We start from the raw sequence: 24,146 nt of genomic DNA, 5'->3' as shown, positions 1-24,146 counted from the left end.
CATTACAGATTAATAATTAATATAATTATTATTAATTTTAAGCTTTTAAATTTTAATATTAAATGAGTTATAAGTTAATAAAATATGCTATTAGAGAAGATAAAAGATAAATCCAAAGTAAAGGTTAGATTATTTGGAGTTACAATTTACAAAAGGTTGATATTCATAAATAAGCGAGAATTTTTGCATGGCTTTTTTATTATAGAGAAAACAAATAAACGTAGAATATTTCGTTTATTGGGGTTTAAGATCGCTTCAAAGAGATTAAAAATAATAAAAGAACTATCAACCAGAGAAAAAATGCTTTCAGGGAAAAGTGAATTAAGTAATCAATATGAGGCTTTAAAAGATTCATTACCTATTACTATTGAAAATATCAGTAAAATAATTGAATGTGAAACAATAAAAATCATAAGTTTCGGTGTTTTCGATAATCTATTAATTCGCCCATCTTTAGAATCAAAGGATGTATTACATCTGTTATTTCACACAGTAAAGAAAAAGTATAATATCGATTTGTGTAATGCTAGATTATTAGCAATTGATCAATTTGTTCATCAAAATGTATCGTTATCAGATATATACAATTTCATTGCAAAAAAACTTTCTCTTGATGAAAAAACAAAATTATTACTTCAACAAGAAGAATTAGAAATTGAGAGTAAATTACTTACAGTTAGAAAAGATTTTATGTATTTATATGATATAGCGGTTAAAAATAATAAAAAAATCATAGCTGTATCAGATACATACTTACCTGAGGATTTTTTACTTTCAGTTTTGCATAAGAATGGGTTTTGTAAAATTGAAAAAATATATACTCCGATTAGTTATAATAAGAAAAAAGATAATGGTGAATTATTCAACGATGTGATTAGTAATGAGAACATTGAACCATCAGCTATTTTTCACATAGGTGGTAATTATAATTCTGATTATTTACAGCCAATTGAAAAAAATATTACTGCAATCTATTATCCTTATGTAAAAAATATTTTAATATCAGAACGATCAATCTATAAAGAGATTCTTTCTGAATATGCGAATTTCGATTTAGGTCAAAGGTTGTTAATTGGATTTAGTTTTAATAGAATATTCGCTGACCATTATCAAATGCCTAAAAAACCTAATGTTTTTTCTGATATTAGTTGTTTATCTAGATTACTGTTATCTCCAATTGTATCATATATAGCATTAAAAATTCTGCAAAATAATGAAATTCAAAATAATTATGATAAAATTTATTTTGCTTCTAGTAATGAATGTCTAATTGAGTTTGCTTATAATTTTCTGAAAGATAAGTTATTGAATGAAAAATTACCGAGCCAAAGCCTGCTCATTTCAAAACGAATCTATCATATATTCAAATATGAAGATTTTATAAGATTTATAGAAAGTATTGATGATTGTGATAATGAACACTATAAATTTCGTAACATGCTTGAAGACGTTATTCTAGACAAGTCATTACTTAAAAAGTTACTTAATTTATTATCTGAAGAAGAGAGAGAGCTTTTATTTTTTGACAACAAAGAAAAATGCATTGATATTTTAAAACGTTTTAGTTTAATTCTTAATCAATATCTAATTAAGTTGAAAAATAACTTAGTGGATTATCTTGGACAAGAAGTAAAAGAAAATATAGGAAAAAGAGGCGTTGTTTTCAATTTAGAACATGATGAATTATTATCAGGAGTATTAACAAATATTACTCATATTTTATTTGATCAAATTTATTCTTTTAATGGAAATGATAATCTCCAAAAAATTAATGGCAACGTTAAGTCATTTTGTATTTCACCAACTATAAGTGATTCAACTTCTTTAAAAATACTAATGTGTTCTTTGTTTTCGCCTTCTAAATTACTTTTAGAGAATGAAAAATTTCAAAACGATTTGTTGGTAATCAAAAATGAGATTAAAGACTATTTAACTCAATTTATTAATGTATTTGGTTCATATGTGAGTTTTTGGGATATAACTGATCTATCTGCATTTGCTAAGCTTTTTGATTTTTCTTGGCAAAAATCTCCTTATTGTGAAATGAATCAATTAAGGCATGTATTTTATCAAGGAACTACTTCTTTTTATAAAACTAAATCTATACAATATCAATTAGTTATGGAAAATCATCAATTTGATAATGTATTTTCTGCAACTGGATTCATTAATCCGGAAAAAAGATATATTCCGAAGCATAAGTTATCATTATTATTTAATAAAAAAGTAGGAATTCACTGTCATCTTTATCATGTTGATATTTCAGAAGAAATATTAAAGTATTTACATGATTTTCCAGTTTCATTCGATTTAATATTAACTATTGCTGATGAAAAGAAAAGAGATTTATTAATTAATTTATTTAATAGAAAAGTAGTAAAAAATTTAAATATGCTGAGTATTATTTTAGTACCAAATCGAGGCCGAGATGTAGCCCCATGGCTAATCGAAACAAAAAGGTATCAAGATAAGTATGATTTATTTTGTCATATTCATTCTAAAAAAAGCCCACATTTATCATATTCATCTTCATGGCGTAATTACCTTTTTTCTAATTTGATCAAGAAAGAAAGTGTAATTGATATTTTTAATATTTTTGAACAAAATCAAAGTGTGGGTGTTGTTGTTAATGATTTCTATAGTGTGTTGAAACATGGACATATTCAAAATAATATTTCTTTAGCTGGTAATTATAATGAGCAAAAATTAGTAGATCAGCTAATTTATAAGATGGGGTTTTCAACAGAAATGTGCTTAAATGATGTGTTATTTGCTGCAGGAACTATGTTTTGGTACCGTCCAAAGGCTTTGGAACAGTTATTTTTTTTAAATTTATCTTATGAGGATTTCCCTAATGAACCTATAGGTGTTGGGGGAACTATTGCTCATGCTATTGAACGTTTACCTGTATTTATATGTGAGCAAAATGGGTATAAAGGTTGTGTTTATACAAAATATCCAAGTTAGTTTCAAAAGTTAAATATTATTAATATTTTATAATTAAACAATAAGTTAAAGAGAAGCTCAATGAAAGTTATTGTTACTGGTGGTGCTGGTTTTATCGGTTCCGCTGTCGTTAGGCATATTATTAATCAAACAGAAAATGAAGTTTTAGTCATTGATAAATTGACTTATGCAGGGAATTTGGAATCATTAGATGAAATATCTAAAAACGAAAGATTGCATTTTAAGCAAATTGATATTTGTGACCGAAAATTACTTGATTCCATAATCACTGATTTTAGACCAGATATTATTATGCATTTAGCTGCTGAAAGCCACGTTGATCGTTCTATTGATAACCCTTCTGCATTTATAGAAACCAATATAATAGGTACTTATACTTTATTAGAAGCATCTTTAACTTATTGGAAAACACTAGACACAACCAAGCAATCTACATTCCGTTTTCATCATATTTCAACTGATGAAGTGTATGGTGATCTGCATGGAACGAATGATTTATTTACTGAAAAAACACCTTATTCGCCAAGTAGCCCATATTCGGCATCGAAAGCTTCAAGTGATCATTTAGTCCGTGCATGGCATAGAACCTTTGGTTTTCCTACAGTTATCACTAATTGCTCAAATAACTATGGTCCGTACCATTTCCCAGAAAAACTAATCCCATTAATGATACTTAATGCTCTTGCAGGTAAGCCGTTGCCAGTATATGGTAATGGTCAACAAATTAGAGACTGGTTATATGTCGAAGATCATGCAAGAGCACTTTATCTTGTTGCAACTAAAGCAAAAGTAGGTAAGACTTATAATATTGGTGGGCACAATGAACAAAAAAATATTGATGTTGTAAATATGGTGTGTGAATTACTTGAGGAATTAGCTCCAAATAAACCAAATGGTATTAATTCTTATAAGGAACTTATTACTTATGTTACAGATCGCCCTGGGCATGATCAACGTTATGCTATTGACGCTTCCAAAATTTTTAAAGATTTAGGTTGGAAACCACAAGAAACATTTGAAAGTGGAATGCGTAAGACTGTAAATTGGTATCTGAATAACAAAAGTTGGTGTGAGCATATTAAGGATGGCTCATATATACGAACCAAGCAAAATATTATTAAATAAGGTATATTTATGAAAGGAATTGTGCTTGCAGGTGGTTCAGGAACCCGTCTTTACCCAATAACGAGAGGTATCTCGAAACAGTTATTACCAATTTATGATAAACCAATGATATATTATCCGTTATCTGTGCTTATGTTGTCTGGAATTCGCGATATTTTAATTATTACAACGCCAGATGATTTACCCATGTTTCAACGATTATTAGGGGATGGCTCACGATTTGGAATTAAGCTTAGTTACGCGGAACAACCAAAACCTGAAGGTTTAGCTCAAGCTTTCTTAATTGGCGAAGAGTTTATTCAAAAGCAACGTTGTGCTCTAATTTTAGGTGATAATTTATTTTTTGGTGAAAGTTTTGGGAAAAAACTAGAAAAAGTTGTGGCTCAAAAAGAAGGTGCAACTATTTTCGGTTATCGGGTAATGGATCCAGAACGTTTTGGTGTGGTTGATTTTGATAAAAACTTTAAAGCGCTTTCCATTGAAGAAAAACCCATTAAACCAAAATCTGATTGGGCCGTTACAGGTTTGTATTTTTATGATGAAAATGTCGTCGAAATGGCCAAAAAAGTTAAGCCATCAAAAAGAGGAGAGCTAGAAATAACCACTCTTAATCAGATGTATTTAGATGCGGGATTACTAAATGTTGAGATACTTGGTAGAGGTTTTGCGTGGCTAGATACTGGAACTCATGATAGCTTACTTGAAGCCTCATCATTTGTTCAAGTTATAGAGAAAAGACAAGGTTTAAAAGTAGCTTGTTTAGAAGAAATCGCATTCAGAAATAATTGGTTAAGTATGGAGCAAGTGCGTAAGGAGTCAGCTAATTTAGGCAAAACATTATATGGAAAGTATTTAGCTAAGTTAATTGAGTCATAGGTATTATAATGAAAGTGATCCAAACAGATATTCTTGATGTAAAAATAGTTCAACCTACAGTTTTTGGTGATCACAGGGGGTTTTTTTTAGAAACCTTTGTGCAGAAGCGTTATCAAAAAATGTTAGGGATTGAACTTAACTTTGTACAAGATAACCACTCTCGTTCACAAAAAGGGGTGTTAAGAGGTCTGCATTTTCAAAAAGAAAACCCTCAGGGAAAGCTTGTTAGAGTTGTTCGAGGTGAAGTATTTGATGTGGCTGTCGACATCCGTAAAGACTCGCCAACTTATGGAAAATGGGTAGGTGTGATTTTATCGGAAGATAATAAAACTCAATTATGGATACCTCCAGGTCTAGCACATGGTTTTTTGGTAATGTCAGATATAGCTGATTTTGAATATAAATGTACCAGTTATTATGATCCGTCATCTGAAGAATGTTTATTTTGGAATGACCCAACTGTAAATATAAGTTGGCCAATATCAAATCCTATATTATCCGATAAAGACAAATTAGGTAAAACTTTAAAGGAGTTATAAATAGCTAATGAAAGTTTTATTAACTGGAGCCAATGGTCAATTGGGGCACTGTTTTAAAAATATATTTCCTAAAGATTGGGAGTTATTTGCTACTGATCGTAAGGTATTGGATATAACTGATAACTTAGCTGTTGAGGATTATATCTCTACGTATAAACCTGATTGTATTGTTAATGCAGCAGCTTTTACAGCAGTTGACAAAGCAGAAGATGATTATAATTTAGCTTATCAGGTTAATGTTGTTGCTTCTGAAAATTTGGCTATTGTTGCTAAAAAATGCAATGCAAAACTAGTTCATATTTCAACCGATTATGTATTTGATGGGACCAAAAATTATCCTTACGAGGAAAATGATAAAACTAATCCGATTAATGTATATGGGGAAACAAAACGCAAAGGTGAACTCGCTATTTTAGCTAATAATTCATCAGCGATTATTATTAGAACTTCTTGGGTATTTAGCGAGTACGGTAATAACTTTGTTAAAACTATGTTGAAGTTAGCGAGTGAAAATACAAAGCTGTCTGTTGTGGATGATCAGATTGGCAACCCAACTTATGCAGGAGATATTGCTAAAGTAGTTATTAAATTAATTAAAAAAAATGCCGACGGAGGCATTTATCATTATTGTGGAGATAAATCTATATCATGGTTTTTATTTGCGAAAGAGATATTTGATGTAGCATTAAAACAAAAGTTATTGCTTCAGGTGCCTGATGTTTACCCAATCAATTCTATATCTTTTCCTACTAAAGCTAAAAGACCACTATATTCGGTCATGAGCATGGAAAAATTGAAAAAATATGATTTATCTGGCTCAAATTGGAGAGAACAATTAATTTCTTGTATTTCTAAAATTAAATCTATTCAGGTTATGTGATGACTGTTTATTTTGCTGAATGGAATGCTGATTATGAAAAATATATGGTGGGTATTTTAAAATATGAATATGACGTTGTGCTTTTTAATAAATTAATGAAGCATTTTAGGGATATTAATTTTATATTAGAAAGAAAGAAACTCCCTAGGCAGTGGTTTATTAAGTTTCATCAATTTATGAAATTAAGGGCATTAAAGACCGATGACATTTTATTATGTAGTGGCTTTGCTGTTTCTGGATTTATTGACTTGGTTAAAAATCTTCAATGCCATCGAATTCTAGTATTGCGCGATACCATTGAAACGTTAAACAACAGTATGAAAAATCAAAAAAAATGGCTTTGTCAACATGAAGATTATATAGATAAAATTACTCCACATTTTGATAAGATTTATAGTTTTGATTTTGAGGATTGTCGTAAATATAGCTTTACATATTTAAACCAATTTTTACCGTTCACTTATTCAGAAATGCAAAAATTAAGGTATGAGCCAAATCATTTCGGTAATAGTATGAAAATTTGTTTTTTTATAGGTGAATATAGGGACGATAGGGTGAGGATTATTAATAATATTGCACCTATATTGCATAAAAATGGTTATAAAACAGACTTTAATTTAATTGATTATAGCTCAAATCAAATTGCTTTTTCTATGAACAAATCCGACCATTATAAATTAGGAAATAAAATCAGTTATTTTGACAATATAGAAAGAGTAAAAAATAGTGATATAATTTTAGAAATTGGGCAAATTGGTCAAACTGGAGTGACTTTAAGAGCTATTGAAGCTATTTTATTTAATAAAAAATTAATTACCACGAATAGCTCTATAAAGAAATATGATTTTTATTCACCCGAGCAAATTTTTATTCTCGATTATCAAAATATCGCCAATATCGGCGAGTTTTTGGCGTCTGAATTTTCACCTGTTCCTTTAGAGATTCTGTATGAGTATAGTGCAGATGTAATGTTAAATACTATTAGAAAAGCTTTTATATAATACTATTATTTTTTTGTTATCTACTGTATTTTTTTTAAAAAATACAGTAGATAACAAATTAAACCTGAAAATATTTTTTTTTGGTGTAATCTATGTTTTGCACAATACCTTATTTGCTTAGATGTTGTTGGTGGTAATAAAGGGGTCAGTTTCCAAGGAGAGCTTGACTTAGCTTCAAGGAAATACTTAGAGCAATCGTATTCTTTAGCCCATTTATGCCAAGGCTTTGATGGACCAATATAATGGATCAATATTGTCTTATCGGTAATAGAGGTATAGCTTTTTAATTTTGTTTTGTATTTTAATTCGTAATTAATACTCACTTGTTGGTTATATTTCCTATCAAGGTATTTAACTTTTTCTCGTAATAATAGATTTAATACATCTTGATCTAAATGGGTAAAATTTTTTGATAGATCTGAATCGGAAAGTAAGTTTAAAGCTTTTACATTTATATTAAATTCTTTCCATTTTTCGAGATTAATCAGTAGGAATCCCGCATTAAAATAACCTGATGATAATTTATGCTCATTGAGTCGAATTGCACATTTTTTCCACCATATTGGATCTTTTTCTGTCACTACATAAGCAATATTATTGTCAAACTGTAATGTAACCAATTCTTGTAAAGATCCTTTGCATATAATGTCAGCATCCAGATAAAGAATTTTATCTGTTTTTTTATAAAAATAATCAGCTACTATAAATCTAAAATAGGTTGCAATTGTCCAATTTTTAGTTGTAGGCAGGTTAGATAAATTATGGTCATCCACTAAATAAATTGTTATATTTGTATTATATTTATTTGCAAGCTCTTCTAATTTGTTTTCAATATCATCGCTAGTGTAATTTGTAAATATATGGAAACTAACACCTAAATTAGTATTGGTTAATAAAATAGACGTAATTGAAATTGCGCAACCTAAGAAAAAATTTTTATCAATTCCATATGCAATGTTTAATGGTTTAATGTTATCACTGACTGTAAATCTTATTTTTCTCTTTATAATATTATCTGAATTGAAATACATTGCTTATTTCCTATTGCGTCATTCCTGAATAAATTCAGTTATTGTTTATTATTAAAATAAGAATATTTTAATAAACTAGAGAATTAAAGCTTTTTCAAGAATTTATCATTATATATATAAAATAAATTTTTTCTAGTTGAAAAAGAATTGTAATAAAATTTTAAAATCTAAGCTGATATATAGTATAATCCAATACCCAATTAACTTTTTTCTTCCTTATGTCAAATAAATATAGCTCATTAAAAACCATAAAACAATTATGGCCGTTTATTTACCCACATAAAAAGGCACTAATTGTTGCAATTATAGCCCTTTTATTCAATGCTGCAACGGATGCAACTTTAATTTCATTAACAAAACCTTTATTAGACAATGGATTGATGAATAAAAATTATGAACTATTGATTCTTTTTTCAATTGGTATTATTGGGCTAATTGCGTTACGTGGCTTATCAAATTATTGTTCTACTTATTGCCTATCTTGGTTATCGGGGAAAGTAGTGACTAAATTTCGGCAATTAATATTCGACCATTTAGTAAAAAGTCCCGTTAGCTTTCTCGACAAAAATCCTGTTGGAGAATTGGTTACGGTAATAACCTATAATACTCAGTTATTATCAAAAGCATCATCAGATGCACTTATTATATTAGTTAGAGAAATAGCTTATGCTATTGGTTTATGTGCAGTAATGTTTTATGGGAATTGGAAGCTTGCTTCTGTTTTAATTGTTGTCGTGCCATTAGTCATTTTTATTGCTCAATTTATAGCAAAAAAATTTCGACATACGCTTGTCTCCATGCAAAAAGGTATTGGAAATATTACAATAGCGGCTGATGAAATGCTAAAAGGACATAAAGAAATTTTGGTTTTTAATGCTCAAAAATATGAAAAAGATAATTTTTATTCAATTAATAAAATTTTTAGGCAAAGTATTTTAAAAATTGTTCTAGTTTCTGGGTTATCTACACCAATAATTCAATTAGTAGCAACATTGGCTTTAGGACTTATATTATTTCTTGTTGCTAGTCAAACACTAGATATTACACCAGGGTCATTCACTGTCGTTTTTTCAGCTATGGTCGCAGTAATGCGTCCTTTAAGAGAGTTAACAAGTGTGCATCTTGAATTACAAAAAGGCTCTGTTGCTTGTGAGTCGCTTTTTGGCCTTCTAAATTCGGCTGTAGAAGAGGATAATGGTACTATTGAATTAAAAAGAGCAAAAGGCCGTATTGAATTTGAAAAAGTTACTTATACTTATCCAACTAATTCATCCCCATCTTTAAATAATATTAGTTTTAAAATTAAAGAAGGTGAAACTGTTGCTCTAGTGGGACGCTCAGGGGCTGGCAAATCAACTATAGCTAGCTTGTTACCAAGATTTTATGATGTTTCAATAGGTGAAATATTATTGGATTCTATAGATATTAAAAAGTACACTCTTAAATCATTACGTAATCAAATTGGCTATATTTCTCAGCAAGTCCATTTATTTAATGGAACGATAGCTGATAATATCGCTTATGGTGCAAAAGATAGATATAGCCAACAAGATATTATAAATGCAGCTAAACAAGCCAATGCTATGGAATTTATTGAAAAATTAGAACATGGTTTGGATACTGAAATTGGTGATAATGGTGTCTTATTGTCAGGTGGGCAACGTCAACGAATCGCCATTGCTAGAGTATTACTGCGTGATAATCCAATTTTGATTTTGGATGAAGCGACATCAGCTTTAGATAATGAGTCAGAGCGATTAGTTCAAAAAGCAATAGAACATTTACAAAAAAACCGTACTTCTATTATTATTGCACATCGATTATCAACAATTGAACGAGCAGATCGTATTTTAGTTATTGATAAAGGCCGAGTAATTGAGGAAGGCACTCATAAAACCTTATTATCACAAAATGGTCTTTATGCCAAAATGCATCGATTACAATTTAATACTTAACTAAAAGATACATTATGAAAAAAGATAATAATCAATCAATCAATAACATTGATCGAGATTCTTCAACTTGGCGAACTTTTTCGAAACTATGGCCTTATATTGTTAAACACAAATTTATTCTTTTTGTATCTGTTATATTACTTATCCTTAGCGCTTTTGCAGATACTTCTCTTATCGCTTTATTGCAACCATTGCTTGATAAAGGATTTGTGGAAAATGATCAGCATTTTTTAATGATGGCACCTTTATATATCTTAGGATTAGTTTTATTGCGAGGTGTTGCAAATTATGGATATGCTTTCTTTTTATCGTTAATTTCAACTAAAGTTGTCCTTAAAATTCGGCAACGCCTTTTTAATCATTTTGTTGATGCTCCAGTAAGTTATTATGATCAAAACTCTACGGGAAGATTATTATCGCGAATTACTTATGATACCGATCAAGTTGCATCTTCATCATCTGATGCATTAATAACGATAGTACGTGAATCTGCATTTATTTGTGGTTTGTTTTATACCATGTTTACCAATAGCTGGCAGCTATCTTTGTCGTTGATCATCATTACACCTGTTGTTATCGGTTTAATTACTTTTATTTCTATAAAGTTTAGAAAATTAGCTAAAAATATGCAGAACTCAATGGGTAATGTTACTATGTCAGTTGAGCAAATGTTAAAGGGGCATCGCGAAATTATTCTCTTTGGAGCTCAAGATGAGGAGTCAAGACACTTTGATAATGTAAGTAATAAATTTAGGCGTGATTCCATGCGGCTTGTTTCTATTTCTGCTCTATCAACACCTATTGTGCAATTGATAATCTCATTTGCTATTGCTTTTGTGCTATTAATGGCTAGTAACCCTGATCTTAATATTACTCCGGGACAATTTACTGTTGTTTTTTCTTCGCTTGTTGCGTTAATGCAACCAATAAAAAGCTTAACTAGTGTTAATGCTGAGTTCCAAAAAGGGATGGCTGCTTGTCAAACGTTGTTTGCTATTTTCGAGCAACCAATCGAGAAAGATAATGGGAAAATTAATATTGATCGCGTCAAAGGGAATATTGAATTTAAGCATGTTAATTTTACTTATGAAACTAGACAAGAGCCAGCTTTACAAGATATAAGTTTTGTTGTAGAGCCATATAAAACTATTGCTTTGGTTGGACGATCTGGATCAGGGAAAACGACGATTGCAAGTCTACTCACGCGGTTTTATGATGCAAAAGAAGGTGAAATTTTAATCGATAATTATGATATTCAAGACTTAACTTTATATAGCTTGCGTAATCAAATTGGACTAGTATCGCAAAATGTTCATCTATTTAATGACACTGTGGCTAATAATATTGCTTATGGGAGAGTAGGCGAATATTCTCAAGATCAAATAGAAGAAGCGGCTAAAAAAGCTTATGCCTATGATTTTATAAAAGGATTAGAGAAGGGATTTGACACTATAGTCGGAGAGAGTGGAGTATTATTATCTGGAGGTCAACGCCAACGTATTGCAATAGCAAGAGCTTTATTACGAGATACGCCAATTCTTATTTTAGATGAAGCTACATCAGCCCTAGATACGGAGTCAGAACGAGCAATACAAAAAGCCTTAGAAGAACTACAAAGGGGGCGAACATCTATCGTTATCGCTCATCGGTTATCAACTATTGAAAATGCAGATGAAATATTAGTTATGAATGAAGGAAAAATTATTGAAAAAGGTTCTCATTCAGATTTATTAAATAAAGATGGCATTTATGCAAAACTGTATAAAAGCAATTTTAATGATTGAAGATATTGCATATTTAAATGATTATATTACAGTTTAAAATTTATTTAATGAAGAATATTGTTTGAATTTACTTTTAATATTTAAACAAGGATGTTGTTTAGTTATTACGCATTTTAGCAATGCTTGTTTGGTTGACATTGGGCAAGGATAATTTTTTATAAATTTTAAAATATAAGGAATATTTCTAAAAATATTAGGTTTATTGTCGATGTAAATTCGTATTAGTAGCTTTAGTAGTCCCAATTCTTGAATAAGACTTTCTTTTTCTTTTTTTGATTGTAATTTATTTGACTTTAATACTGATTCTAAATAGGTTGCATTCATTACTAAAATATAATTACGTTTAGCTATTTCTGATAAAGGCAATTCAATGATATTTGTAATACATTTATTTAAGACATTTTTTAATGTATAGGTATATAAATAGTCAATATTTTGCATTGATAATGAGGAAGATCGAACACGGTGGAAATATGCATCTTTATTTTTTAAATAATATGTGGCTTTTGCTTTCGATATAATAGAGAGAGAGACAAGATGATCCTCATGATTTTTTCCAATGAATTTTTCATTAAATAATTTTTGATTAAATATATATCTCCATACGACACCAGAATAATTCTTTTTTTCTAATAAATAACTGAATAAATCTAACCCTGACTTAAAAAACTTTGGTTTGGTAGGCGAGAATTGACTTGATTTAAGATGTGCCTTACTGTCTTGAAAAGAGGTATAGTCAAAATAAAAAAAATCTAAATTTGGCTCTATATTTAATATTGTTGCAAACTCATCAAATAGATTTATGTTTATAATATCATCAGAATCAATAAAAAGAATATAATTGCCTGATGCTATCTCAATTCCTTTATTTCTAGCTACGCTTACACCAAGGTTAGATTGTTGAACAATCTTTATGTAGCTCAATTTTAATGCATATTGTTGAAGGATTAATAACGTGTTATCGGTTGAACCATCATCAATACAAATAATCTCTTTCGGTAAACAACTTTGATTTATGAGAGAGTTCAAGCAATCAGCAATGTAGTCCTCTACATTATAACAAGGGATAATTATAGAAATATCAGTTATTTTATTTGTCATATAGTATTTTCCCATGGCTATTTTTTAGAAATAACTTATATTTTAAATAGATGCCATAGTAATAAATAGATTTGCAATAAGATCCTTGTTTCATTAGATATTTAGCATAGTTTCTAATTGAAGAACTATTACCACTTAATGGTAACTCATCGTCTTTCCATGGAGAGAGTTGAAAATAATATTCAAATATTTTAGAAAGGTATACTTTAAACCAAGGTTTATTTTGTGAAATATAATGTAAAATTACTGTATAAGGTTTAATATTTTTTTCCTGATGAGCGTCAGTAGAAATTTTTATTTTAGTATTAAATTTTATAGGTAACAAACGTGTTTTATTTTCAAGCAAAATGTTTAAAACATCTTGATCCGCAAATTTATATATATTTCCATTATTGATCAATTCTAGCGCCTTTTCAGAAATATTTTCATCACACCATTTTTTTGTGTTTATCAAAAGAACGCCTGCATTAAAATATCTTTTTGAATCAATGTTATACATTTTACTTATTGTTTGTTGCATATCTTTTGTATCGCTTACTACGCCAGCAATATAATCTTCAATATTGTACTCAAATATTTGTGCTAATGATTGTAAACATATTACATCACTATCAAGGTAAATTAATTTATCAGTTATTGAGGAAAGTAAATTGGGCATGATAAAACGAATACAAGTTGATACATTAGTTATATGTAAAACAAGTGTTTTAGGATTTATAATAAAATTATTATTCAAATAATAAAGCGTAATCGACACATTACTACAGCTTAGTTTTTTGAATTTTTTCAATATTTTTATCAGAGACATTATCAATAAATAAATGAAAATGAAGATTATAATTTGGCGTGTTTTTTATTACTGATAACATTGCAACACCGGCAGGCATTGCGTAATTGTCGTCGAAACCTAGAGCAATATTGAGTGTTGAGTATTGTGGGTTGCTATTATTAATAAGAGGGGAAATTTGATCAATAAATTTGTTAACGTTCAACATGAAAATTATTTTAATTATAAAATGTGTATTCAATTATATATTCAATTATCGTCAAAATATAGATCAAATAATTTTGGTAAATGATATAGTGTTTAACCTATTAAAAAATTTAAAAAAATAAATTTACACATAAATATGTTTTATTTAGAATGGAAAAAATTATTTAAATAAAAAAATAGCAAATGCCTAATCAACAAATTTATATTAGTAAAGTACAAAACTTTTCAAAATCAAATCAGCAAAGATCAGATATAATGCATATTGCATTAGCATTTGATGATAACTACGCAATGCCTGCTGGAGTGACAATTTCTTCTGTTATTTATAATAACCCAGATGCATGTTTATGCTTTCACCTATTTGTAGATAACATATCTCCCAATAATTTGAAAAATTTTAAGCAATTAGTAAGTAGTAATTGCACGATAAAAATATATTACTTAAATAGTAACTTTCAGATTAATTCGGAAACATTAGTTTTAGGTTATTTATCTGCTATGTCATGTGTTAGGTTTATTATTCCCGATGTTTTAAAAAAGCAAACCGACAAGTTTTTATATCTTGATAGTGATATTTTATGCCTAAAATCAATCAGTAAACTATATAATTCAGTACTAGAAAATTATGTCGCTGGCGTAATACCTGATGATAGTGTGATGAGGAATACTATAAAAGATTTATACCAAATAAACGTTGACAGATATTTTAATGCTGGTGTTTTGCTAATAAATACTCAACAATGGGACATGAACAATATGACATCTTTGTGTATGAATATGATAAATGATGGAAATATTTATCGGTTTGCTGATCAAGATGTTTTAAATATTTTATTAGAAAATAAAACCTGCCTTCTGCCGATTAAATATAATACAAAAATTCATATAACCACTTCTTGCAAAGAAGAACAGTTGATAGCACCCTATACAGTATTATTGCATTATGTAACTGGATATAAACCATGGTATCAAACGTTTGATTCTCAGTTGTTCAAAAAATATTTTGATCTATCACCTTGGAAAGCAACAAAACGACCTTTATCTTTAAAAAAATCGTGGTTACGTAATTACGCCAAATATTGTTTGAAAAAAGGAAAAATTATCACTGCTCTGAAGTTTTATTCGTTTTATTTGTCTAAGAAATTGACATGATTTCTTAGACATACTAAATCTAGTATTACTCCAAAAAAAAGAGATAAAAACAATATCAGTGCTGATATTGTTTTATGAAAGTTTGATACTCATATGATTGTCCATTCACTGATAGTATAAAATCGTTTTAAATAAAAGATTGATCTATGTTAACGGAGTAGCCGAATAGTTTACTTAATAAGTAAACAAGATTAGGTGTGTTTATTATTTTATCTGGTTACGATAGTTTTCAGTTTCTAGGTATGGGTAGTTGTCATAAGTTGAGTATATCATCAAAAGGATTTAAAAATGATTATTAAATTCTTGTTGTTGTCTTAACAGGCCATGCCCTAGATTAACAATTTCTCCGCGATAAGGAGTATAAATTAGAATAAAGTTATCCAATTTTTCTTTCAAAATCATATAAATTTGTTGTAGACTATTGTTTACATGATGAATAGTTAAACCATATTCATTACTATTGGATAAAATTAAAATATTTAACTCGTCATAACCAAGTTTTTAAGGTTTATGGCTTCCAGCTAAATAGATAACTATAAAGTTCTTTTCATTATCTTAAACATGAGTCTTACTAAAATATTAGATAGTGCTCACCTCTATAAATGCGTTATTAAGATAATACTGCTTTTTATATTGTTCAGGCGATACCTAAATAAGTTGAGTGTAGGCAAACTCGATTATAATCGGTTTCAATATATTCAAATAGCTTTTTATTGGCTTCTTCCCGTATTTTGTTATCATGAATAATGTGTTTTTTCACGTATGAAAAAACTTTCAGCAACGGCATTATCCTAACAATTGCCTGCTCGGCTCATGCTTTAGTTCATTCTATGTTGTAACACTAACCGCTTAAAATCTGCGCTGTAAGATTGGTTTTCTTGGTCACTAGATAGTAATACCCCTTAAGGAAATTGACGACAAAATAAAGCATTTTTGAGCGAGTTACAAACTAAATATTTATCAATATACTTCATGTATTAGTCAGCACATCATAATAATAGGTTTGTAGCAAAAGGATTAATGTGATTATTTTTTATTACGCTACAAAAAAATTAATAAAATCAATGGTTTTTCTGACTTGTTTTTATCATGCTCAGCTAACCTTTCTGTATGATACATCTTAGCCCTTGTTCCTGTATTATGTACTAAGCTTGGTGCATCTAAACGGGCTTCATGTTGCGAATAAAGTGCTTTGATATTCTCAAATAGCTCATTTGATTTGGTTCACGCTTTAGCCAAACAGAATAACCTGATACGCTAACTTTTAACTGACGGTAGATTAGCGGTAATGGGCATGGTAACAAATGTTTCTTCGTATATTGGTACTTCACCGGCTTGGATGGTTGATAAAGATACATGCGCCTTTTTTACAATTTCATTGGCCACTTTTAGTGCTTTGTGTTCTTTTTTAGCGCAATCATTTTTTGTCGCTCACAAGTTAGTTCACGTTTACTGGTTTTGTTAGGATTAAGTTGCTTAAGCCATTTATCCAGTGTTGATTTATTAATACCTAAATAGTTAGCGGTGTCAGCCAATGAAAAATGCGCATTAGATAATGCACAATCAACCGATAGTTGTTTGAACTATGCACTGAATCTTTGACACATAATGTGTCCCTTATGATTGCTAGTTATATCATTGAGGTGGTATTTTTTCATTTTTTTATGGGGATCATATTTTTCTGTAAATCCTAGATGATCGGTTAATCGCATGGTGGGGTTGCCAATCACTACCAGATATTTTTCTCGTATAGATTTATTTAAAAAAGAACGGATTGACTTGAAATTCAATAATATGTCTTTTGTTTGATAAATAGTAATTTGTAGTATTTTAAACAAGAAAAAACAATACGTAAAAATTATAGATCAATATAATATTTTATTTTTTAAAGATATTATTATATAAATAAGTATAAATTAATGAAAAGAATAAAGAAGGTAATATGATTGTGATAAGTTCATTTTTTATCATTATATCACTTTGGTTTGTATTATTTTCTAAAGCCATTTTTAAAGAAATTTTGAAACGCATAACTAAAACTATTTAAATTATAGATAGTTACAGCATAAAAGACGATCAAAGCAATTGCAAAGTATGCGGCAATCAAAATGTTTAGTTAAAATTGAAATATTTAAATTTTTTATTTTTAGCATTAGATAGAACCATTATCCATTCCCCACAAATCTATTTATGTACTAATTTTTTAATTAAGTAAGCCACGTAAAATTTTACTCCTTTTAAAATTGAACCTTTCCTAAAAAATTGTGCAGAAAAAACTCTATAATCGACTGGCCTCATTTTGTTCTGATATGATTTTAGTGGGCTATTTGCCCAAGGGGTAAAATGCTTATAATATGTGTATAAATTTTGTGCAAGACCTTCATTTTCGGTGTACCACATTTTCCTAGGACCAGTAAAATGAATAATATAGGGTAAAGATTTTTTATTATAAAAAAAAGTTTCCTTTTGTTTATCATCCATCCAAGTAAATAAGTAATTCCAATTAGGATCTATATATAAGACTTGATTTTGTAGAACTATATTTAGTACATCTTGATCTGGGTAAATTAAACGTTCTTTTTTTGCAGATAGTAGTATTTTATTTGCTTTATTTTCTGTATCAAAGCCCATCCAATTATTAATATTAATATATAAAAAACCCGAGTTAAAATAACTTTCCGAAGTAAGTTCAAGTCTTTCTTTATTTTTTAACATATTTTGTTTATCTAATGAGTCAGGCGTCACAGCACAAATAACCGAATCTATATTAATATTTAAAATCGGTGATATGTCAGAAAAACATAGGGTATCTGCATCTAAGTAAATAAATTTATCAATTTTGCCATATAATAGTCTTGGAACCGATAATCTAATATACATTGAGCGGTTAATATGAGTTATTTTATTGCTCTTATGATCTTTATATTTAGCTAGCTCTTCAAAAGGAATAATATAGATATTAATTAATGGGCTAATTTTTTGTAATTTTTGTTGGTCTTTGGGAGATACATCGTATAAAAAAATATGAAAATGAATATTATTATGCATATTATTAAGCATAATAGAGGTAATCGACACACCTACATGCTCAATATAATTTGAATCAGTACAATATGCAATGTTAATTCTGTTATTCATTTCTAGTACTCTTTAAAAAAAATCAACCACGCTATTTAGTCATTACCAAATCAATATGTCAACATAAAATTGATTATTACTTCATTGTTTAATTTAATATATGTTATAATAGATTAATTTTTAACATTGTCTAAAAATTGGCGCAAAATGGCAGAAAATCTTTTTATTAGCAAAATTAGGACATTATTTAATAATACTATAGAATCATTAAATACCTTACATATAGCATTTTGCTTTGATGATAATTATGCAATGCCGGCAGGTATTGCTATGTCTTCAGTAATCTTAAATAATCCTGATAAAAATCTTGTGTTCCATTTATTTGCTAATAATGTTTCTAATGAGAAAATTATAATATTTAATCAATTAAGTAAAGAAAATATTAGTATAATTTGTTATGAAATTAGTGATAATTTTTCAATAAATCCCGATACATTAGTTTTACATGTTTCAGCATCAACTTGCTTACGATTTATTGTTCCACAAATGCTAAATAAAGTTACTTCTCGAGTTTTATATTTAGATTGTGATGTGTTATGTACCGATAACCTCAATGAATTAATTAATACCGATTTAACTAATAAATATTCAGCAGTAGTTCCTGATGTTGATAAGACGCAAGAAAAACAATGTCTTGCCTGCGATATTCCTCATGGTGAATACTTTAATGCTGGAATGATTTATATTAATACGGATATGTGGGTGCAAAATAATCTTACCGAAAAAGCCTTTGCAATGATTAACAGTGGTAAAGTATACAAGTTTGCGGATCAAGATGTTTTAAATATTTTAATGCAAGGTAAAACAGTATTTTTACCTAGGCGTTTCAATCGACTCACTTCACTTACTGTGGGAGGGGGAGAAGATAACCTTATTAGCAATGATAGCGCAATTATCCATTATGTCACAGGTAATAAACCGTGGTACCAGCTTTATATCACTCCACTTTATCGACGTTATATCGAATTATCTCCATGGGCAAAAGATAAATTATCGTTAGCCAATGAAAACGCACCATCAACCACTAGACGGTATGCAAAATTATTAGCTAGTCAGCATAAATATTTTGCTGCATTCAAATATTATTTGATTTATTTGAAGCATAAAACTTGCAAAAAACGTTAAGGGGTAACTCTGTGGTTGACGTTGATAAATTTATTAATAAAAAGAATTTTTTACTCTCATGCGAGTTTTTGGATAACGAAAGTATATTACATATTCTTTTGTGTTTCGATGACAATTATGCTTTATCAGCAGGTGTAGATATTATTTCAATAATTGAAAATAATAATGAACAACAGATTCATTTCCATATTTTTACCCATAATGTTTCTGATAATAATAGAAAAAAATTTGCTGCCATTAAATCCCATAATACATCTATAACTGAATATGTTATTAATGAACAATTTAAAATTGATCAAAAAAATACAGAGCTGTTTCCTATTGCGGCATGCGTTCGCTTAATTGCGCCTATGATTTTAAAGGATGTCACTAAAAAATTACTCTATGTTGATAGCGATACGCTTTGTCTAAAAAAATTTGATTTTATTAATGAAATTTCTCTAAATAATGCTATTGTTGCGGCTGTTGCTGATGAACCATATATGCAGGATTCGCAATGCGCAAAATATCACGTAACCTATGGGACGTATTTTAATTCTGGTGTGATGTTAATTAATATACCACTTTGGTATCAGGAAAATATTACTTCAAAAACATTGAAGTTATTAAATAGTGGCGAAAAATATCATTATCCTGACCAAGATGTATTAAATATAGTAGTAGGCGAAAAAAGAATTATATTAGCAAAGAAGTATAATAATTTGTTAGCATTGTCAATCAATGGTAATGAGGACTCTAGTGTTCCTGAGGATACTGTGTTAATTCATTACATTACTAAGAACAAACCTTGGCATCAGCCTTATCGTTCTAAGTTATATGATCTTTATTTAGAAAAATCTCCGTGGAAGAATGATTCTTTAATTTTATATAACGACAAAAAAACCTCCTCAATACGAGCTTATTCTCGGTTGATGTTTAAACAAAAAAAATATTTAGCATCAGTAAAACACTATTTAATTTATTTAAGGACTAAATTTACGAAATAGTTTACGGCATTAGTATTTAGCTCTGAATGCTATGTAACCTAATTTACTATTAGTTGTTAGAAATAAATGTAAGGGTAGATTCTTTATATAGAATATAATGCTAATAATTCACTTAACAGGCTATTATATCTGTTTGGGATTAGGTCACTGATGTATTATATGCCAACTATTAAAACTCGTAGTCGACCGACTTTGTTGTATTGAATTTATCTTTTTATTAGGTGTCTTTTAAGTGATTGATGATTTTTCAGAAAATGGTTTGCTTGCTCAAGCTATTGATGGGTTTGTGGCAAGAGAGCCACAACGAAACATGGCAAGTAAAGTCTCAGAATCAATAAAAAAACAACATTCACTTGTCGTTGAAGCGGGAACAGGTACTGGTAAAACCTTTGCTTATCTGGTACCCGCATTGCGTAGTGATAAAAAAGTAATACTTTCAACTGGCTCTAAAAATTTACAAGAGCAATTATTTAGTAAAGATTTGCCAATTATCAAAAAAGCATTGAATTATTCTGGAAAGATAACCTTACTTAAAGGCCGCTCTAATTATCTTTGTTTAGAGCGGTTATATCATCAATACGCCGCAGCGGGAGATCTTGATAAAGATTTACGTGTTGATTTAGCGCGTGTAAAAAATTGGTCAATCAAAACTAAAGATGGTGATATTAGCAAATGTACAACTGTTACGGAAGACAATCCAATTTGGCCGATATTAACCAGTACGAATGATAATTGTTTGGGTAGTGATTGTGAACATTATAACGATTGTTATGTGGTTAAAGCACGTAAGCGAGCATTAAATGCAGATATTGTCGTTGTTAATCACCATTTATTTTTAGCTGATGTGGTGGTAAAGGACTCAGGTTTTGGTGAGCTTATCCCTAAAGCTGATGTAATGATTTTCGATGAAGCACATCAGCTCCCTGATCTCGCTTGCCATTATTTTGGGCAACAACTAAGTAGCAGGCAACTATTTGATCTGTCCAAAGAAATTAACCTCTGTTATCGTACTGAGGTTAAAGATATGTCACAATTACAACAATGTGCAGACAAACTACAAAAATGTACTCAAGATTTACGCATTGCGATCAATCAACAATCGCCAAAAGGTAATTTACGTTTTTTATTTAATCAAGAAGCGATAAAAAAAGAGTTAACTTATCTTTTAGACGCTCTAAGTTTTTGTCATGAGGTCTTACTATTGGCTGTAGGGCGTTCTTCAACATTAGATAACTGTTTGGAACGAATTAACCAATATAATACACTTTTAAAACGGTTGCAGGAAACAAATGTAACTGGCTTTAGTTATTGGTATGAAAGTAGCTATAACTATTTTGTTTTTGCGTTAACGCCATTATCCGTAGCGGATAAATTCACTGAATTATTAACAGAACGAAAAGGTAGTTGGATTTTTACTTCAGCAACGCTATCAGTCAATAACCAATTAGATTATTTTACTAAACGTTTAGGATTAACGAATGCTGATTCACTTATTTTAGAAAGTCCATTTGATTATTTGCATCAAACTGTTATGTGTGTCCCTCGTTATATCCCATCGCCAAATGAAAAGGGAAATGCTGAAAAATTGGTTGATATTTTACTGCCGGTTATTGAAGCAAATAATGGTCGTTGTTTTTTCTTATGTACTTCTTATGCGATGATGAACGCCTTAGCTAAACAGTTTCGAGAGTTAACAAAATTACCGGTGTTAGTTCAAGGTGAAACAAGTAAAGTTAAATTACTTGAGCAGTTTATTCATAGCGGTAATGCCTTATTAATTGCAACAAGCAGCTTTTGGGAAGGCATTGATGTTAGAGGGGATACATTGTCATGTGTTATTATAGACAAATTACCATTTACCTCTCCAGACGATCCTTTAATTAAAGCTCGCATGGAAGATTGTCAAATGCAGGGAGGTGATGCATTTTATGATGTACAATTACCCGAAGCGGTTATTACTTTAAAACAAGGTGTCGGACGATTAATTCGTCATCACAACGACCGTGGTGCGGTTATTATTTGTGATAATCGTTTGGTTATGAGGCCTTACGGTGCAACATTTATTAATAGTTTGCCGCCATCGCCAAGAACACGGGATATAAATAAAGTTATTAATTTCTTGTTATCTAAACAGTCTTATAAAAATTAAATTATTTTGGAAAAAAATGAATACCATCTTAGCTATTGATACCTCAACAGAAGCTTGTTCTGTCGCTTTATTTTACCATAACGAAATCACTCATGATTTTGTTGTATCTGCTCGCGATCACACTAAACAAATATTGCCAATGGTTGATAAGCTCCTTAAACAATCAGATTGTTCTCTTTCTCAAGTTGATGCAATTGCTTTTGGACAAGGGCCTGGTAGTTTTACAGGGGTTAGAATTGGCATTGGTGTTGCGCAAGGTTTAGCTTTAGGCATTGATAAACCTATGATAGGGGTATCTACATTGATGACTTTGGCGCAAGGGGTATATCGTACACAAAATGCAACAAATGTCATAGCAGCTATTGATGCTAGAATGAATGAAGTTTACTTAGGACAGTATCATTATAGCAACGAACAATGGCACGAGGTTATTCCAGAATGTGTTATTGCACCTGAAAAAGTAATAGAAAAAGTAGATCATATTCTTAATGATAGCTATTGTGCCGGCACTGGTTGGCAAACTTATCCTAATATGATGAATAATATAAAACAAAGCGATATTCTATTGCCTCATGCACAAGATCTTGTTGTTCTTGCTAAGAATAAATGGCAAAAAAGCGAAATAATTAATGTTGAAGATGTAGAACCAACTTATTTACGTAACGAAGTTACATGGAAAAAACTACCTGGTCGATAATAATGACTATTTAAACAAGCCACCTAAAGGTGGCTTAGTTCTTGATAATTTTGATTACTCTTTAAATAAGCCCAAATGTTCTTTAGCATAGGCTTCAAAGTCGGTGCAACCACCAATTGGTTTTTCATCAATAAATATTTGTGGCACTGTTTCAACAGGTTTACCAACACTTTTAGATAGATCTTCTTTAGTAATACCTTCAACATTAATATCAACATAACGATAAGAAAAATCATCACGTTCTTGAGAAAGTTTTTCAGCTAGTTCTTTAGCACGAACACAATAAGGACATCCCTGGCGACCAAAAATTACAGTATACATTTTTCACCTTTATCTTTTGTTTTAAATATAAGCCTAATATACTTCACTTATTGAAGAAAAAAAGCAGTTAAATATTGTTAGTTAAATAGATTATATCTATTGGTTGCGGACTTGGGAAGCGAATCAGGTTTTATATTAGATCGTTCCAATCTGCTTGATTATTTTTTAGTAATTTAGATTTATTATTAAAAAAATTTAGGCGGATTTTGAAATTCATCATATACCATTCTTAACAAAACTTTACAAAAAAGTTAGCAACAAAACGTATTATTCCTTTAAAATAAAGTTAATGTTATTTGATATTCTATAATATATTATAAGTTTG

Annotated in this window: 20 protein-coding genes; 13 read left to right on the top strand and 7 right to left on the bottom strand. The window is 29.6% G+C overall.

Translation table 11 applies throughout. The features are described 5' to 3' along the window. Positions 1-84: 84 nt before the first annotated feature. From A9G45_RS05535 to A9G45_RS05510, 6 genes are read left to right on the top strand one after another with little or no spacing between them, the layout of a single operon-like run. Positions 85-2,967 carry a rhamnan synthesis F family protein gene (locus tag A9G45_RS05535; protein ID WP_081297835.1) on the top strand — a complete coding sequence of 961 codons (2,883 nt, stop codon included), beginning with the start codon at positions 85-87 and terminating at the stop codon, positions 2,965-2,967. Positions 2,968-3,027: 60 nt separating this feature from the next. After that, positions 3,028-4,092, top strand: coding sequence for a dTDP-glucose 4,6-dehydratase (gene rfbB / locus A9G45_RS05530; protein ID WP_065566931.1), 1,065 nt, complete (start codon positions 3,028-3,030; stop codon positions 4,090-4,092). A 9-nt stretch (positions 4,093-4,101) separates the two neighbouring features. After that, complete coding sequence (rfbA, locus tag A9G45_RS05525) at positions 4,102-4,968, top strand: glucose-1-phosphate thymidylyltransferase RfbA (RefSeq protein ID WP_065566932.1); 867 nt, start codon at positions 4,102-4,104, stop codon at positions 4,966-4,968. Between the two features lie 8 nt (positions 4,969-4,976). Continuing rightward, entirely contained in the window at positions 4,977-5,507 is a 531-nt protein-coding gene (gene rfbC, locus A9G45_RS05520) for a dTDP-4-dehydrorhamnose 3,5-epimerase (protein WP_065566933.1), read from the top strand. 7 nt (positions 5,508-5,514) lie between these two features. Then, the gene (gene rfbD, locus A9G45_RS05515; protein ID WP_065566934.1) at positions 5,515-6,387 is read left to right on the top strand and encodes a dTDP-4-dehydrorhamnose reductase; all 873 of its coding nucleotides are present in this window, start codon (positions 5,515-5,517) and stop codon (positions 6,385-6,387) included. After that, on the top strand, positions 6,387-7,388 hold the full coding sequence (locus A9G45_RS05510) for a hypothetical protein (RefSeq protein WP_065566935.1): 1,002 nt from the start codon (positions 6,387-6,389) through the stop codon (positions 7,386-7,388). Before rfbD ends, A9G45_RS05510 begins: the two co-directional genes overlap by 1 nt. A 20-nt stretch (positions 7,389-7,408) precedes the next feature. Here the strand turns inward: A9G45_RS05510 and A9G45_RS05505 are convergent, their stop codons facing one another. Beyond that, entirely contained in the window at positions 7,409-8,419 is a 1,011-nt protein-coding gene (locus tag A9G45_RS05505; protein WP_065566936.1) for a glycosyltransferase, read from the bottom strand. A gap of 218 nt (positions 8,420-8,637) precedes the next feature. Here A9G45_RS05505 and msbA (A9G45_RS05500) point away from each other — a divergent pair, with 218 nt between their 5' ends. After that, positions 8,638-10,374, top strand: a complete 1,737-nt coding sequence (gene msbA / locus A9G45_RS05500; RefSeq protein WP_065566937.1) for a lipid A export permease/ATP-binding protein MsbA — start codon at positions 8,638-8,640, stop codon at positions 10,372-10,374. A gap of 14 nt (positions 10,375-10,388) precedes the next feature. Then, entirely contained in the window at positions 10,389-12,158 is a 1,770-nt protein-coding gene (gene msbA / locus A9G45_RS05495) for a lipid A ABC transporter ATP-binding protein/permease MsbA (protein WP_218057040.1), read from the top strand. Positions 12,159-12,191: 33 nt separating this feature from the next. On the opposite strand, the gene A9G45_RS05490 is transcribed toward msbA (A9G45_RS05495), so the two are convergent. Genes A9G45_RS05490 through A9G45_RS13775 form a run of 3 tightly spaced genes read right to left on the bottom strand, consistent with a single transcriptional unit; the run spans position 12,192 to position 14,254 of the window. Further along, a complete protein-coding gene (locus A9G45_RS05490; RefSeq protein WP_065566938.1) occupies positions 12,192-13,259 on the bottom strand; it encodes a glycosyltransferase family 2 protein in 1,068 nt (355 codons plus the stop codon). Then, positions 13,249-14,016 (bottom strand): glycosyltransferase family 8 protein, encoded by a 768-nt coding sequence (locus A9G45_RS05485; protein WP_176701617.1) that lies wholly within the window; start codon positions 14,014-14,016, stop codon positions 13,249-13,251. Before A9G45_RS05485 ends, A9G45_RS05490 begins: the two co-directional genes overlap by 11 nt. 4 nt (positions 14,017-14,020) lie before the next feature. Further along, a complete protein-coding gene (locus A9G45_RS13775) occupies positions 14,021-14,254 on the bottom strand; it encodes a glycosyltransferase (RefSeq protein WP_081297832.1) in 234 nt (77 codons plus the stop codon). Between the two features lie 182 nt (positions 14,255-14,436). Between A9G45_RS13775 and A9G45_RS05480 the strand changes: the two genes are divergently transcribed. Continuing rightward, on the top strand, positions 14,437-15,405 hold the full coding sequence (locus A9G45_RS05480; RefSeq protein WP_065566939.1) for a glycosyltransferase family 8 protein: 969 nt from the start codon (positions 14,437-14,439) through the stop codon (positions 15,403-15,405). 1,257 nt (positions 15,406-16,662) lie between these two features. Here A9G45_RS05480 and A9G45_RS14715 read toward each other — a convergent pair. Together A9G45_RS14715 and A9G45_RS05475 are read right to left on the bottom strand one after the other, a co-directional pair. Beyond that, entirely contained in the window at positions 16,663-16,791 is a 129-nt protein-coding gene (locus A9G45_RS14715) for a hypothetical protein (protein WP_255307128.1), read from the bottom strand. A gap of 798 nt (positions 16,792-17,589) precedes the next feature. Next, on the bottom strand, positions 17,590-18,543 hold the full coding sequence (locus tag A9G45_RS05475; RefSeq protein ID WP_065568471.1) for a glycosyltransferase family 8 protein: 954 nt from the start codon (positions 18,541-18,543) through the stop codon (positions 17,590-17,592). Positions 18,544-18,690: 147 nt separating this feature from the next. Between A9G45_RS05475 and A9G45_RS05470 the strand changes: the two genes are divergently transcribed. The 4 genes from A9G45_RS05470 to tsaB all read left to right on the top strand — a co-directional run bounded on the left by A9G45_RS05470 (position 18,691) and on the right by tsaB (position 23,500). Then, positions 18,691-19,668 (top strand): glycosyltransferase family 8 protein, encoded by a 978-nt coding sequence (locus tag A9G45_RS05470; protein ID WP_065568470.1) that lies wholly within the window; start codon positions 18,691-18,693, stop codon positions 19,666-19,668. 11 nt (positions 19,669-19,679) lie between these two features. Continuing rightward, positions 19,680-20,654: a glycosyltransferase family 8 protein gene (locus A9G45_RS05465; RefSeq protein ID WP_176701658.1), complete on the top strand. Its 975-nt coding sequence runs from the start codon at positions 19,680-19,682 to the stop codon at positions 20,652-20,654. A 232-nt stretch (positions 20,655-20,886) separates the two neighbouring features. Next, a complete protein-coding gene (locus A9G45_RS05460) occupies positions 20,887-22,803 on the top strand; it encodes an ATP-dependent DNA helicase (protein ID WP_065568468.1) in 1,917 nt (638 codons plus the stop codon). A 16-nt stretch (positions 22,804-22,819) separates the two neighbouring features. Continuing rightward, positions 22,820-23,500: a tRNA (adenosine(37)-N6)-threonylcarbamoyltransferase complex dimerization subunit type 1 TsaB gene (gene tsaB / locus A9G45_RS05455; RefSeq protein ID WP_065568467.1), complete on the top strand. Its 681-nt coding sequence runs from the start codon at positions 22,820-22,822 to the stop codon at positions 23,498-23,500. Between the two features lie 54 nt (positions 23,501-23,554). Here tsaB and A9G45_RS05450 read toward each other — a convergent pair whose 3' ends face one another. Continuing rightward, the gene (locus A9G45_RS05450) at positions 23,555-23,821 is read right to left on the bottom strand and encodes a GrxA family glutaredoxin (protein ID WP_065568466.1); all 267 of its coding nucleotides are present in this window, start codon (positions 23,819-23,821) and stop codon (positions 23,555-23,557) included. Between the last annotated feature and the right edge of the window lie 325 nt (positions 23,822-24,146).

Origin of the sequence: Gilliamella sp. HK2 (assembly GCF_001690265.1) — a bacterium.
GTDB classification, from domain to species: Bacteria; Pseudomonadota; Gammaproteobacteria; order Enterobacterales; family Orbaceae; genus Gilliamella; species Gilliamella apicola_C.
This window is presented reverse-complemented; position numbering and strand designations above follow the sequence as displayed.